General features: G+C 32.5%; 15 protein-coding genes. 11 read left to right on the top strand and 4 right to left on the bottom strand.

Annotated elements, in window-relative coordinates:
• Positions 1-2 precede the first annotated feature (2 nt).
• From KA845_RS05350 to KA845_RS05305, 10 genes are all read left to right on the top strand, one after another.
• On the top strand, positions 3-770 hold the full coding sequence (locus tag KA845_RS05350) for a response regulator transcription factor LytR (protein ID WP_103388337.1): 768 nt from the start codon (positions 3-5) through the stop codon (positions 768-770).
• A 120-nt stretch (positions 771-890) separates the two neighbouring features.
• Positions 891-1,334 (top strand): antiholin-like murein hydrolase modulator LrgA, encoded by a 444-nt coding sequence (gene lrgA / locus KA845_RS05345; protein WP_103388336.1) that lies wholly within the window; start codon positions 891-893, stop codon positions 1,332-1,334.
• Positions 1,331-2,032: an antiholin-like protein LrgB gene (gene lrgB, locus KA845_RS05340; protein WP_103388335.1), complete on the top strand. Its 702-nt coding sequence runs from the start codon at positions 1,331-1,333 to the stop codon at positions 2,030-2,032. Before lrgA ends, lrgB begins: the two co-directional genes overlap by 4 nt.
• A gap of 203 nt (positions 2,033-2,235) precedes the next feature.
• On the top strand, positions 2,236-3,129 hold the full coding sequence (locus KA845_RS05335; protein WP_103388334.1) for a LysR family transcriptional regulator: 894 nt from the start codon (positions 2,236-2,238) through the stop codon (positions 3,127-3,129).
• A gap of 256 nt (positions 3,130-3,385) precedes the next feature.
• Complete coding sequence (locus KA845_RS05330) at positions 3,386-4,777, top strand: MFS transporter (RefSeq protein WP_481906365.1); 1,392 nt, start codon at positions 3,386-3,388, stop codon at positions 4,775-4,777.
• Positions 4,778-4,805: 28 nt separating this feature from the next.
• Positions 4,806-5,780, top strand: a complete 975-nt coding sequence (speB, locus tag KA845_RS05325) for an agmatinase (protein WP_103388332.1) — start codon at positions 4,806-4,808, stop codon at positions 5,778-5,780.
• A gap of 204 nt (positions 5,781-5,984) precedes the next feature.
• On the top strand, positions 5,985-6,440 hold the full coding sequence (locus KA845_RS05320) for an ASCH domain-containing protein (RefSeq protein WP_103388331.1): 456 nt from the start codon (positions 5,985-5,987) through the stop codon (positions 6,438-6,440).
• A gap of 113 nt (positions 6,441-6,553) precedes the next feature.
• On the top strand, positions 6,554-7,408 hold the full coding sequence (locus tag KA845_RS05315; RefSeq protein WP_115291380.1) for a GIY-YIG nuclease family protein: 855 nt from the start codon (positions 6,554-6,556) through the stop codon (positions 7,406-7,408).
• 172 nt (positions 7,409-7,580) lie between these two features.
• Positions 7,581-8,435 (top strand): alpha/beta fold macrolide esterase, encoded by an 855-nt coding sequence (gene mle, locus KA845_RS05310; RefSeq protein ID WP_103388330.1) that lies wholly within the window; start codon positions 7,581-7,583, stop codon positions 8,433-8,435.
• A gap of 171 nt (positions 8,436-8,606) precedes the next feature.
• Positions 8,607-9,110, top strand: a complete 504-nt coding sequence (locus tag KA845_RS05305) for a GNAT family N-acetyltransferase (RefSeq protein ID WP_103388329.1) — start codon at positions 8,607-8,609, stop codon at positions 9,108-9,110.
• Between the two features lie 183 nt (positions 9,111-9,293).
• Here the strand turns inward: KA845_RS05305 and KA845_RS05300 are convergent, their stop codons facing one another.
• Together KA845_RS05300 and KA845_RS05295 are read right to left on the bottom strand one after the other, a co-directional pair.
• Positions 9,294-9,824 (bottom strand): hypothetical protein, encoded by a 531-nt coding sequence (locus tag KA845_RS05300; protein WP_210127837.1) that lies wholly within the window; start codon positions 9,822-9,824, stop codon positions 9,294-9,296.
• Between the two features lie 194 nt (positions 9,825-10,018).
• Positions 10,019-10,948 (bottom strand): ketopantoate reductase family protein, encoded by a 930-nt coding sequence (locus KA845_RS05295; RefSeq protein ID WP_103388328.1) that lies wholly within the window; start codon positions 10,946-10,948, stop codon positions 10,019-10,021.
• Positions 10,949-11,771: 823 nt separating this feature from the next.
• Here KA845_RS05295 and KA845_RS05290 point away from each other — a divergent pair.
• A complete protein-coding gene (locus tag KA845_RS05290) occupies positions 11,772-13,847 on the top strand; it encodes a DUF262 domain-containing protein (protein ID WP_103388326.1) in 2,076 nt (691 codons plus the stop codon).
• Positions 13,848-13,991: 144 nt separating this feature from the next.
• Here the strand turns inward: KA845_RS05290 and KA845_RS05285 are convergent, their stop codons facing one another.
• Positions 13,992-14,312: an ArsR/SmtB family transcription factor gene (locus tag KA845_RS05285; RefSeq protein WP_103388325.1), complete on the bottom strand. Its 321-nt coding sequence runs from the start codon at positions 14,310-14,312 to the stop codon at positions 13,992-13,994.
• Complete coding sequence (locus tag KA845_RS05280) at positions 14,312-14,737, bottom strand: SRPBCC family protein (protein WP_021459556.1); 426 nt, start codon at positions 14,735-14,737, stop codon at positions 14,312-14,314. Before KA845_RS05280 ends, KA845_RS05285 begins: the two co-directional genes overlap by 1 nt.
• Positions 14,738-14,868: the final 131 nt, after the last annotated feature.

Below are 14,868 nucleotides of genomic sequence, written 5' to 3'. Positions count from 1 at the left end.
TTTTGAAATCCATTATTGTAGATGATGAACCCTTAGCACGGAATGAACTATCTTATTTGCTAAATCAAATTCGTCATTTTGAAAAAATTGATGAAGCTGAAAATGTTTCTGAGACGTTAGAATTATTACTTTACGATGATTATGATGTTATTTTTCTTGATATTAATTTAATGGATGAAAGTGGCCTTGACCTTGCGAACAAAATAAAGAAAATGAAACATGCTCCATTTATCGTCTTTGCTACAGCACATGATACATTTGCTGTTAAGGCTTTTGAATTAGATGCCATTGATTATATTCTTAAGCCATTTGAACAACAACGTATTGCCCAAGCAATTCACAAAGTCGAACTTGCCATTGGACAAACGAGTGAACAACAGAATAATCTTGATTTAACACCTTCAACAAGTAATGAAAATAGTCAAGAAGATGCAAAGCCCAGTAAAGTATTACCTATAGAGGTAGATGAACGCATTCATATTATTAATTTAAATGATATTATCGCAATTTCAGTTAATAACGGTATTACAACCATAAATACAACACTTGGAGATTTTGAAACGTCAGAACCTTTGAGCCATTACGAAAAGAAAATTGTAACGCAAAAATTCATGCGCATTCATCGCTCGACACTAATTAATAAAGCGCATATTCAAACGATTGAGCATTGGTTCAATTACACATATCAACTTACAATGACAAACCAATTAAAATTCCAAGTTAGCCGTTCGTATATGAAGGCCTTTAAACAGATGATGGGCTTATCTTGATAGTCACATTTCAATTAATGCATTTCAGCTCCTACGTGTCGTAAGTCACATTAAAACCACACTATAGTAATCGCTTTCATTTTATAATTGACTCAAGATCAATTTGGGAGGCAATTTAAAATGGAAGTAGAAAATAAACAACAGAACACAGAAAATAAAAGTTCTAAAACATATAACTTTTTCCATCAAGCACTTGTTATAGCTATTATTATGTTTATTTCAAATATTATCGAAAGTTTTATGCCGGTACCAATGCCGGCTTCAGTGATTGGACTCGTCCTATTATTTATTGCTTTATGTACTGGTATTGTTAAACTTGGTGAGGTTGAAAAGGTAGGTACAACCTTAACGAATAATATTGGTTTCTTATTCGTACCCGCAGGTGTCTCAGTCATTAATTCATTAGGAGTTTTAAGCACTAGCCCAATCCTAATTATATTGTTAATCATCATTTCAACATTACTCTTGTTGTTATGTACAGGATTTTTATCTCAGATGATTATTACAAAATCCTTTATTCCAAAAAAATCAAAACATAAAAAATTGGTGGAGGATAAATTATGATTGAACATTTAGCGATCAACACACCTTATTTTGGTATGCTTCTATCTCTAATACCATTTATCATTGCAACTTATTTATTTAAAAAAACAAAAGGCTTTTTCTTATTCACACCATTATTTTTCACTATGGTGGTCGGCATCGTATTTTTAAAATTAACAGGTATTGACTATGCAAATTATAAAATTGGTGGAGATATCATCAATTTCTTCTTAGAACCAGCAACAATATGTTTTGCTATACCTTTATATAAACGTCGTGAGGTCTTAAAAAAATATTGGAAACAAATCATAGGTGGTATCACTTTCGGTACAACTGCTGCACTTGTTTGTATTTCTCTTATCGCAGAAGCATTCCAATTTTCTAATGGTGTTGTAGCGTCTATGTTACCTCAAGGTGCAACAACTGCCATTGCATTACCCGTATCAGCAGATATCGGTGGTATCAAAGAATTAACATCACTAGCAGTTATTTTAAATGGTGTTATTATATATGCTTTAGGCTCTAAATTAATTAAACTATTTAATATAACCAACCCGATTGCACGTGGTTTGGCACTTGGCACGAGTGGTCATTCATTAGGTGTTTCATCTGCACAGGAATTTGGTGAAACTGAAGCATCCATGGCATCTATTTCACTAGTCATTGTAGGTGTTATTGTTGTAGTTGTTGCTCCTATATTAGCTAGCATTTTATTATAAAAAGAAAAAACACTTCGTCGAATTCATATAACATGAATTTAATGAAGTGTTTTATTTTATGCAAATACTGAGCACATACCGCCTAAGATGAAAAAGATTAAAGATCCGTTGCTACTGCTGTTGGTACTTTTTCTTAAATTCTTCTTCAATAAAATATTCTAGTGTAAAATGAATATGAGTGGCTTAAATAAGGGGGATTTATGATGCAAGAAGAAGATTATAAAATTTTAGCGATGCTCAATCAGGAACAAAGTTTTACTAAGGCTGCGAAACGGTTGTTTATGTCTCAACCGTTATTATCATATAGGTTGAAGAAAATTGAGAAAGATTTTGGGATTAAAATTATAGAAAAAGTAGGGAATCAATTTAAATTCACGCCAGAGGGTGAATATCTCGTTCAATTTTCAAACAAAGTGCTATTTGAAATTCAAAACTTAAAGTCGCATATTAACGAACTGCGAGAAGGACTCAAAGGGAACATGAAATTAGGAGCGAATACTAATTTTGCTATATATACGATGCCAGAATTAATGAAACAGTACTATGAAGCATATTCAGATATTTATATTGCTATGACGAGTGGTTGGAGTGTAGAAATTTTAGAGCAGTTGGAAAACAATGATTTGGATGTTGGTATTTTAACAGGAGACTACGATTGGTACGGCAAAAAAATGTTGTTGAAACAAGATCCGTTAACCATAATTAGTAATAAACCAATCAATTTGAAGCAATTGCCAAAAGAATACCGCATTGTTTATAAATCACATCAAAATTTTAATACCTATATTGAATTAGAAAATTCTATTACGAAATTAAGCAACGACTGGTGGAATGAACGTTACGATACGTACCCAAGAAATATCTGCCAAACTGATAAAATTGAAATCTGTAAAAAATTTGTTGAAAAAGGGATGGGCTATGCCATTGTTCCTAAGTCTTGCATTGTAGAAGATGACCAATTTTATATGAAAGATTTAAAATTTAAAAATGGTGAGGATATTATGAGGAACACATGGTTATTCTATAGAGAAGAAACGCTGAATACGGATATCAAGCATTTTATCGCATTTTGTAAAACTTATTTTGACGTAGAATAAGTCCAAGCATTAAGTAACCTTGAGCTACTTAATGCTTTTTTCTGTTGTAAGTTAAGTACTTTTATAAGCATATAAATAAATTTTATAACTGCTGACATATTATCGCAAAATAATGTAACTAAACCTTGATGTTATCCTGTTTTGTTAGTGAATTATAAAAGTTATAAATATCAGACTATTCAGAAATCTATTTGCCGAATGATAATCATGGTGCTAAACTTCAATTAATTTGAAGGAACCTTCAAATTAAAGGGGGATTGCCATGAAAGCTAAAAGACAAATAGATTTGTATATTTTAGGCATAGTTTTAGCAATATTAACGTTTTGGCTATTTGCACAATCAATGATTAATATCATACCGACAATGCAAAAAGATCTTAAAGTGTCATCAGGTATCTTAAATATTTCCACAAGTTTAACTTCGCTGTTTTGTGGCTTATTTATTGTCGTTGGTGGCGGTATTGCTGATAGGCTTGGGAGAAAGAAAATGACCTATGTTGGCTTAGTTATAAGTATTGTTGGCTCATTACTTATCATTGTAGCAACAGAACCTGTGTTACTCATTGTTGCCAGAGTACTTCAAGGGTTATCAGCGGCGCTTGTTATGCCCGCTACATTAGCGTTAATAAAAACTACCTTTCAAGAAAGTGAACGTCAACGGGCTTTGAGTTATTGGTCCTTTGGTTCTTGGGGTGGTGGTGGTATAACGACATTTGTTGGTGGTTTAATCGCTACTTACTTTGACTGGCGAATGATATTTGTACTGTCGATTGTGATTGCAGTTATTGCAATGTTTTTACTGAAAAATATTGAAGAAACAAAAGTAGCTAAAGTGAATAAAGAGAAATTTGATATCATTGGTTTTTCAATTTTCGTTGTAACACTATTAGTGATTAATATTATTGTTACCCAAGGGCAAGACTTAGGATGGTTAAGCTTCCCTATAGTTGCTTTGTTTATAGCGTCTATCGTATTAACGTTTGCATTTATCTTTTTTGAAAGAACGAGAAAACATCAGTTTATAGATTTTGAATTATTTCAGTCCAAACCATTTACCGGTGCGGTACTAACGAATTTTTTACAAAATGGTATCGCAGGTACAATCGTTGTAGCGAATACTTATATTCAAGTTGGGAGAGGCTTTACAGCATTTGAAACAGGGTTATTAACATTAGGTAATATTGTAGCCTTGTTATTAATGATTCGTGTAGGTGAGCGCTTGTTACAAAAGATTGGACCATACAAACCAATGTTTATTTCAATTATTATTGCCAGCGTTGGTATGAGTTTTGGGGCTTTTACATTTTTACCTAATTTACCATACATCATCGTAGTGTTTATCGGATTTTTAATTGCAGGTATTGGTATTGGTTTATACGCAACACCGTCACTAGATACACTATTAGTTCATGTGAGTGACGATAAAGTAGGTATCGGCTCAGGTATTTATAAGATGGCGAGTTCGTTAGGTTATTCCTTTGGTATTGCGATTTCTACTGCGGTATATAGTTCATTTGTGGAATTGTTTCACAATGAACATTTAGCAGGTGCCTTAGGTATGTTAACCCCATTAGCTTTTGGCATCATTTCAATCGCTATTTTAATTGCAACCATGTATGAAAAGTCTTTGAAGCCTAATTGTATCTAAACTTTTAAATAAATGGAGGTATTTTATTATGATGAATCCAGAAGAAAAACAAACATTAAATTTACCATTTACCGGAATTTGTACGTTTGGTAAATACCCCGTATGTGACGATATTGATAAATTGAAGGAACTCAATGCAGATGTAGCAGTGATTGGTGTACCAAATGATATGGGAACACAATGGAAATCAGGTGCACGCATGGGTCCTAGAGGTGTCAGAGAAGGTTCTACATTATATAGCTTTGGCTTGGATGGTGCGTATGATATTGAAAATGACATCACTTATTTAGGGCCTAAGTGGAAAGTCTTTGATGTAGGCGACGTCGATATCGTCCATGGGGACCTTATGCAAAGTCATGATAATACCGAAGCAACATTACGACGCATTGTGAATAAAGGTGTGATGCCAGTCATTATCGGTGGAGACCATTCCATTACAGCAGCTACTGGTAAAGGTCTTGAAGAGTTAGGACCATTCCATGTATTACAAATTGATGCCCATTTAGATTGGGCGGATCATCGTTCAGGACAACGATATGGTCATGGTAGTTGTATTAGACGATTATCTGAAATGGATCACGTGAAAAATATCTATCAATACGGTATCCGTGGCATCAGCAGTAGTTTAAAAGAAGATGTTGATGCTGCACGTGATTATGGTGCAACTATATTGTCACCCAAACAAATGCGTGAACAAGGCGCAGAAGGGTTAGCTGCACGTATCCCAGAAGGTGAAAAACTCTATATCACGATTGATATCGATGGCATAGATCCTTCGATTGCTCCAGGGACAGGAACACCATCTCCAGGTGGCTTACTGTATGATGAAGTAAATGAATTATTAAAAGCCGTAGCAAAACATAATGAAGTCGTGGGCTTTGATTTAGTTGAAGTGGCGCCGATGTATGATCCAACGGGCATGACAGGTCAGACTGCCGCACGTCTTATGTTAGACTTATTAAGCTATGTACTAAAAGAAAGAGAACGCAAAGAAGGAAGATAATGGATACAAAATGATAAAAATAAAAGTACGGTTATAGACATCAGTTTATAACCGTATTTTTTACTTCTCATATACATTTGAAAGTAGAGAGAATATTAAGTATGCTTTAGAAAAGATATATCAATATGTATACGTGAAAGTTAAAGGAATTTGATTTTTTGAAATATCATTTTTGTCTAGGTTTCAAATAGAAAGGGGATAATAATGGAAAGTGTAAAAACGTATTGGGAACAATTTCAAAAGAAGCATAAGTTATCGCAAAGTCAGCCTGAAGCATGGATGTTTGGAGATGGCTCAGAAGCAATGGGCAATGACTTAGGAGAATTGGTTGTTCAAGGTGTGAAAAGAGCAACTTGTTCAGCAAAATGTTTACATGATATAGATGGAGAAGATTTACCAGCAGTAGGACAGTATGGGATTATTTTAAATGGTAAAAGTGAACCATTATGTATTATACAATTCACAAAAGTTAGTATCACACCGATGAATGAAGTTACGGAAGCATTTGCTGCTTTAGAAGGTGAAGGTGATTTGAGCTATGAGTACTGGTATAATGAGCATGAAAGATTTTTCCGTAAAGAACTAAGTTCATATAATATAGAATTTTCAATTGATATGGATTTAGTATGCCAAGAATTTAAAGTTGTTGATGTGAAGTAAGAAACTAAAAAGTATAACAGCATTCACTTGAGTTGAATTGTCCATACTTGAAGCAAGGCAAATACGAGCTTTGCTTTTTTTATGTGTTAAAAGAAATAGAATAGGTGATATGAATGATAAAATTAACAGATTTTATAAAAGTTTCAGATGATAACAGAACAAAGATTAAATTTAATATGAATGCGTCAGATATTAATAAACGCGCATGGGACTTTTTATTGGAAGATAATGAAGAATGGATAAAAATGAATGCATGGAAGACAAAGCAACCGAACAATAATCTTAATCATGCAGACTATTTAATTGCATTCGAACAATATTATCCTTATGGACCACAGTATTTTATATTTGGTGGCATTTATAAAATAGAGACAAAGCAACCTGAAGTATTCAATAAAGTAGGGTATAACTTAACATTGTTAGATGATTATAGTGCGTACATTAAACGCCTCATTATAAAAATTGAAAAACCTATTGGTAGAGATGTTTATAATAGAAAATATAATAGTATACAGGATCAATTGAATCCTGAAGTTTATGAAATAGCACCAAATGTAAAGTTAGGTCACTTTAACGGGTACCAAAATGTATGTTTAAAACATAAAGATTTACAACAAATCATTCAACATAATGAACCAAGTTGGAAAGAAGCTTTAAGTTATGTGAAAGGAGTCTATGTTATTACTGACTTAAGTAATGGTCAGCTATATATTGGTTCTGCTTCTGGTAATACAGATGGTATATGGCAAAGGTGGTCTAATTATGCCAATTTAGTAAACCTTACAGGTGGCAATAAAGAATTTTTATCAATATTAGAAGAAAAAGGTGCAGAACATATTACCAGCCATTTCCAATATTCAATTTTAGAAATTTTTGATACTAAATCGAAAGTAGATACTATTTTAGAACGTGAAAATTATTGGAAAAAGGTGTTAGATAGTAAAATTCATGGCATGAACCATAATTAGCAGTTTAATTGATAAATTTAGGATGTATCTGATAAACCATACAGGTTGAACTTTTTTTATCTGGGTATACTGATGATGATATAGTAATGCAATTATTACAATAAATATTTGGGTGCAATCATAATTTCACGAGCATAAAAGTATAATAATCGAATTTTTAGGAGGAAGACATATGGGTGAGCAAATAATTGAAACAAATGGTGTTCAGATTTGCACAGAATCTTTCGGTAGCCCTTCAAATCCAGCACTATTATTAATCAATGGTGCTACGCAATCGATGGTGTATTGGGATACAGCGTTTTGTGAAAAACTTGCGGACAAGGGCATGTTTGTCATTCGTTATGATAATAGGGATGTTGGGCGTTCAACGGTGTATGAACATGGCAAGGCGAATTATTCAGTCAGGGACATGGCAAATGATGGCATTAATGTCTTGAATAGTTATCATATTGAAAAAGCAAATGTTATGGGCATGTCTTTAGGTGGTATGATTGCTCAAGTACTTACACATCATTATCCCGACCGTGTCTTAAGTTTGACGTTGCTTTCTACCTCATTGTTTGGTGGTGAAGATAGCGGTTTAGACTTACCAACAATGGACTCAAGCGTATTAGAACATCATGCTCAAGGTCAAAACATTGATTGGTCAAATAAAGAAGAAGTAGAGAAATATTTAGTAGAAGGTGGCAAATTACTTTCTGGATCGAAGTATGGATACGAGGAGCAACGTATACGAAAACAAGCACGAGAAGAATTTGACCGTGCGAATAATTTAACAAGTATGTTTAACCATGCAAGTTTAACAGGCGATGATTATTACAACGATAAAATTAAAGCTATACAAGTTCCTACTTTAATCATACATGGAACAGAAGATCTCGTGTTACCTTTTGAACATGGACTTGCGTTAAAAAATGAAATTCCAAATTCGGAAATGCTAGCATTAGAAGGAAGCGGTCACGAATTTCATACAAAAGAGTGGCCGAAAATAATAGATGCCATTAAGAATCATATGGTAAAAGAATGATAGAGTTGAATGACAGAAATATCTTGTGATATTGAAAACACAAATATAAAGAGGCTGAAACTATGAGTTGCAGTCTTTTTTTGTCTGATCATCACAGTGAGTTAGAATAAAAATTTAGATATACAATATTAGACTGGTTTATTAATAACATCAAATAGGAGTGAGGAATTGATGACGTTTCGTAAATTAACTATAGAAGATAAACAAGCATTTTTAAATTATTGGGATGACTGGAAGCATACAGATAAAATCGTTCCTTTTTCTACTAGATTTAGTCGCTTTGTGGATTATGAAGAGGTGTTGAGTGATTGGAAGTATCAAGAAACTAACGAGGATTGGATGAAAAATTCAACGTATTTCTATATAGAAGACAATGTGATTATTGGTGCTGCAAATATACGACATGAGTTAACGGAAGATTTTTTGAAAAGAGGCGGACATATTGGATATGGTATTGCACCTTCATTTCGAAGACAAGGCTATGCGACAAAAATTTTATTAGAGTCCTTAAAAATTTGTCAGAAACTGGGTATTCAAAGGGTTCTTGTAACTTGTGATGAAGATAATATTGGTTCTGCGAAAGTGATTCAAAATGCTGGAGGTCTAGAAGGAACGCCATATATAGAGGACAATGGCAAGCGTATTCGTAGGTTTTGGATCGATATAAAATCATGATTAAGTTAAAGGTGTGACTCTTAAGACATTGCTAAACATATAACAATACCACTAAAATAAGCCGTCGGGTTGTGTGACTTCATTAGAACTGATTTTAAAATCAATGACTAATGGTGAATTGAGATTGCTAAAACAAAATATATAAATAATAAGAGACTGGAACATTATTGATATGTTCCAGTCTCATTTCGTATGGTCATCATAAAAGTGGTCTACAATGGGGGCGAAGCGTGTTTTTAAGTTATTGATCATACCCGTAGAACTACTCACAATATCTATGACATCCGTACTATTACTGAGTAAATGGTAGTCATTATAAATGCACATATATGGATTTTTTAACGCATATTTTAAGTACAACAGATAATTAATTATTTCAGCTTTTTTAACATTTTTAATGATGACAATCTTATATATGTCTTTACTATCATATTCGTTTTCTGCTTCAAATAATCGCTCTTCCCAACTATTAATTGAAATATATTTGCCTATGCGAGTGGGTTCTTTGAAAATATATGGAACTAATGTACCGAAGTAATAAGAAATTTTAATATTGTCCGTGTCATTAAAAAGCATATCTATGATGTGAGTAAGATTCGAACGATTAATATTGTCTATATCGAATCTTACTCTATAGTCGTTATTTACTTGAAAAAACGGAGCAGGTTCTTCTGTTTTAAAGTTTATAGTTAACTGTGCTAATTGGATATCCAATATACATCACCTATTCATTTCAAATTTGCATTGTATGTCCTACATTCACTCTACATATAGTTAATATTATATAGAGTTTTTGATGAAGGTTAATATTTTATAGAATAGTTTTAAAAAGTAAATTAATAGTCACAAAAAATGAAGTGTGCTTCCATACTTCATCGAGAAAATAATTGGTCAACTGCCACTCGGTATTATAATTTTGTTTCTAATTGATGGATCATCTGAGTGAGCATGGTATTGCGAGGTGTCGGTATATTGGCTGCTTGCCCATACGCAGCTATTTGACCATTAAGGTAATCTACTTCAGTTAAACGTCCGTTTGCATAATCTTGGTGCATGGAAGGGTAATGCAGGCCTTGCGTTTCTTTGGGATAAGCTGCTTCGACTTTTTGTAAAAGGTCATGACTATTCAATTCGATACTTTTGGCTTGAGCCACTGCGACAATTTCATCAATGATAGGCTTGACCATCTCCGCTGAATGCGGGTAGCTACCAAATTCGTGAATGGTTTTGTTTAAAATGGTACATAATGGATTTACCACACTATTTAAGGTCGCCTTAGACCAAATCGCTTCGAACACATTGTCGCTAATTTGTGCATTCAGTCCTGCTTTGTTGAGTATTTGAAGTATGCTATTAGTATGACTATCCATTTCGCCATCAGCTCTTTGTAAATGGATCGTGCCTTCTCCTTCTAGTAACAATTGTCCTGGACCACGTAGTCCTGCAGTCCACATCGTTACAGCAAGATAAATTTGTGATAATGGCACGATTTGTGATAATCGTTCTTCGTGACCTAATCCATTCATCATACTCATGATAGCTGTATCTTCGTGGATGCAGCCGGCTGCTAGTAAATGTTTTAACATTGCTTCAGAGTGCATCGCTTTCGTCAATATAATGATCAGATCGAATTCAGTTGTTACATCTTGCGCTAATATAGCAGGAATGTCGACTGTATAGTTCTCCGTCTCTGTTTTAATATCCATACCATATGTATTAATACGGTTGACGTGTGCTTCCCAATGATCTATAAGTGTAACATCATAACCTGCTTCCTTTATGGAAACACCAATACGTCCACCCATTGCGCCTGCTCCGGCTATACCTATTTTATACATCGAAACACTCCCTTAGTCATGTTGATTTAAAAAACAATTGTTTAATATATCTCCACTATAGCATTTTATATTTTTTTATAAATAATATTGCGTCTGTTATTTTGGTGTTAATAATTTTTGGCAGTATTGCAGGATTCAAATGTGCTTATATTTTGTTTGAAAAGTAAGTTTGAAACAAAATTAGAAGTTACAAGTGATTAATATCATACTTCCTTGTAATTTGCACAATTTAAAAACCATTTATCAATTCATGTTAGTGGGGGATTTATATCATGTTTAGTAAAGGCAACAAAGCGTCGATAGGGATTGCCCCTGCTTATCTAAGCTTTATTATTGGAGACTGACATTCATCCACTGATAGATATTTTAATGTCAGTCGTTATGTTTGCGGTCATATTTAATAGTTGTATCAGCATGTTATATCCATTTTTTAATAGATTTACGACGCCGGGTTCTAAATCTTACATTTTATTGCTGATTGCTCCCTTTGGTTTAATAAAAGGGGCAAGCTTTTATATTAACATTTACTTGAAAGATAACAGGCATATAAAAATACGGTGGGGTGAGTCATCGGGTTGTGTGACGCCACTATGCCGTAACCTTCAAAACGACTGCCAAATGAAATTTTGAAGTGAGTTTAACGTAGTCACATAGTATTAGGTGCTTTTCTTGAAATTATTAGATGGGTGGTACGTAACTTCTAACTTCTTCATTTAACTAAAGTATATACTCTAAAATCACAAAATATTTATGAAACAATTTATTTTAATAGGGTATATGTTAATCTGTATATAACTATAAATAAAAATAAGGGTGATTATTTATGGATGGAAACGTCCGCTCTGCGATAGAATTTTTAAGGGGAGCAATACAAATTATTATTCCTGTTTATCAGAGGAACTATGATTGGAAGAGAGAAAACTGTGAATTGCTGTTTGAGGATTTAATTGATTTAGAAACAAGCAATAAACAAACACATTTTTTTGGTAGTATAGTTGTAAAACCAGGTAATTATGCGCAAGATATAATTGTCATAGATGGGCAACAAAGATTGACAACGTTATCTCTTTTAATGTTAGCTATAAAAAATTGGTTGGACAAAAATGAAGAAGAAGCTAAAAAAGTACGTTTAACACCGGAATATGTTTTAAATACTTTTTTACAAGATCAATACTTAAATACTACAGATAAATTAATTTTACAACCTAATCCAAGAGATTATAAGTCATATAAATTATTATTTGGGAATGAAAAATTTTATGACAAATCTTCAAATATTACTTTAAACTATGAGTATTTTTATTCATGTATTGATAATATGAATATCTCAATTGATCAATTAATGAGTTCAATACAAAAGCTTCAATTTATGGTAGTTAATTTAAATTCACCTGATGATGACCCACAATTAATTTTTGAAAGTCTCAATTCAACCGGGGTCGCTCTAACAGATGCAGATAAAATACGCAACTTCTTACTTATGAATGAGAATTTGCCTGAACAAAATAAGTATTTTCAAAACTATTGGCAACCATTAGAAGAAAATACTCATTTCGAAGTAAGTAAATTTTTTAGGTATTTTTTAACAATCAAAAATGCACAATTTCCAAAGATATCAAATGTGTATGATGAATTTAAGACCACTTATAATAATCTTGATTTTGATAAACAAAATTTATTTGAAGACATTAATGACTTCTCTAATACTTATAAAATGATTCTTGAGTGTAATACAGGGACAAAGAAAATAGATGTAATTTTAAATAGATTTTTAGAATTAAATGTCACTGTAATTAGACCATTTATAATGGCTATAATTAATGATTTTGTTTCTAATAAAATTGTCGAAGAAGAAGCTATCAAAATAGTAGAACTAGTTGAAAAATATATAGCAAGAAGGATAATTACCAAAACACCTTCGAATGCGTTAAATAAAGTTATAGCAACTTTGTATAGAGATTTTAGGCAGTTTCAAGATAAACATAACAATCAATATAAAGATTCAGAAGTTATCATATTTTTACTACTTAAAAAACAAGGGTCTGGAAGAGTACCAACGGATGAAGAACTAATTAGAAACTTTAAACATAATGATTGGTATAATATTAATTCATCATATCGTTCATATATATTTGAAAGGTTAGAAAACCATAACCACATTGAATCATTATCAATTTACGAGGGACTAAAAAATAAAGATTATAGTATTGAACATATTATGCCACAAAAATTAAGCTCTGATTGGAAAAATGAATTAGGAAATAATTACCAAAGAATTCATGAAAATTATGTCAACTCATTAGGAAACTTGACTATAACTGGATATAATTCAAAATATAGCAATAGAAGTTTCCAAGATAAACAAAATATGGAAAAAGGTTTTAAAGAAAGTCATTTTGTTAATTTAAACAAATTACCAGCTAGAAGTGACAAATGGGGTGAAGCTGAAATAATTGAGAGAACAAATCAGCTAATTACTTCTGCATTAGAAATTTGGGATTTTCCTGAATCGACAATACATGAAATGATAGAAGAAAAAGAAATGTATATCTATGATGGTAATGAGACTTTTTCTAATTATAAAATACATGGATTTACATTTATTAATGATGAATATATTCCTGTAAAAACATGGAAGGGTTTATTTGTAGAGCTATTTAAATTATTGGCTAAAATTGATTTGAATCCATTGATTGAATGTACAAAAATAGACACAAAAATTGGCTTTGAATCAGCTATATTTAGCGAAAAAACAGATGATACTGAGGAAATAGTCCCAGGTGTATATTTATTTGTACAATTATCCAATGAAAGAAAAATGAACTATATTAACAAGTTTTTCGAAAAATATAATATATCATATGACCAATTATCATTAGATGTTGAATATAAAAATTAAACAGTTATTAATTGTAAACATAAAGTAACAAAAGCATTTTATAACTCATTGTAAATTAAAGTGAAAGCAAGTAGATTTATTGAAAAAATAAAAATAGGCCCGCTCTTATAGCAAATAATAAGAGCAGGCTTTTTATAATTTAACTTAATTGTCATTCACATAATTTTTAAGGTTTTCCAGCTTATTATCCCAGTACACATCAAAATACTGCAACCAGTCACTCACTTTTTTTAGTTCTTGCGCGTGGGTTTTGTATCTGGTTTCTCTGCCGGATGTTTTTTTGGTTACAAGGTTGGATTCATATAGTATGGTTAAATGCTTGTTGACCGCTGTTCTTGAAATTGAAAACTCATCAGTGATTGATGTAATTGATCTTTCATCATTAGCAAGCAACATTAAAATTTTACGACGATGTTGGTCAGCGATGGCATGAAATACATCGTGTTTTGGTTGTACCGATTGCATTATGACGTCACGTAATTTACTAAATGTGTATTTACGATTTCATCCCAACCATCGTCCATAAAGCCTTGGACAACAGAATGTGGTTGACCAAACTCTGTTTCTTTATTGTCGTCCCAACCTGAATGAATAAGGGTGAATTCAGTAGTATGGTCATCGATTGCTTTGAGTTTAAAAGTAAGATTCCAATCTTTCCCCCAATCAAAACTGACAATCGTTTTGGGTTTAATCTTAGTTACTTTACAAGGAGAATCTCCAAATTCCCCTGCATGTAAGGTGAATGCTTTACCTTCTACAGGTTCAAAATCATTCGGCATCCACCAAGCTGTGATGCCTTCAGCTGTTGCGACAGCATCCCAAACTTTATCTTGATTGGCATTTAAGGTGACAACTTTTTTAATTTCCGTTAACTCAGAATTATTAGACATGCAAAGACCTCCAGAAAAAATATGACACCAAAAGGTGTTATATTAATCGTAACACGTTTTGGTGTCATATCAAAATTTTAATGGGCTGGATGTAATATTAAAGTATTGCCATTATAAATGAAGTAATTTTG

It is taken from the genome of Staphylococcus sp. GDX8P114P-2, from assembly GCF_017892945.1.
Lineage (GTDB): Bacteria > Bacillota > Bacilli > Staphylococcales > Staphylococcaceae > Staphylococcus > Staphylococcus arlettae.
The sequence above is the reverse complement of the archived record's forward strand: the minus strand, read 5'-3'. Positions and strand labels throughout refer to the sequence as shown.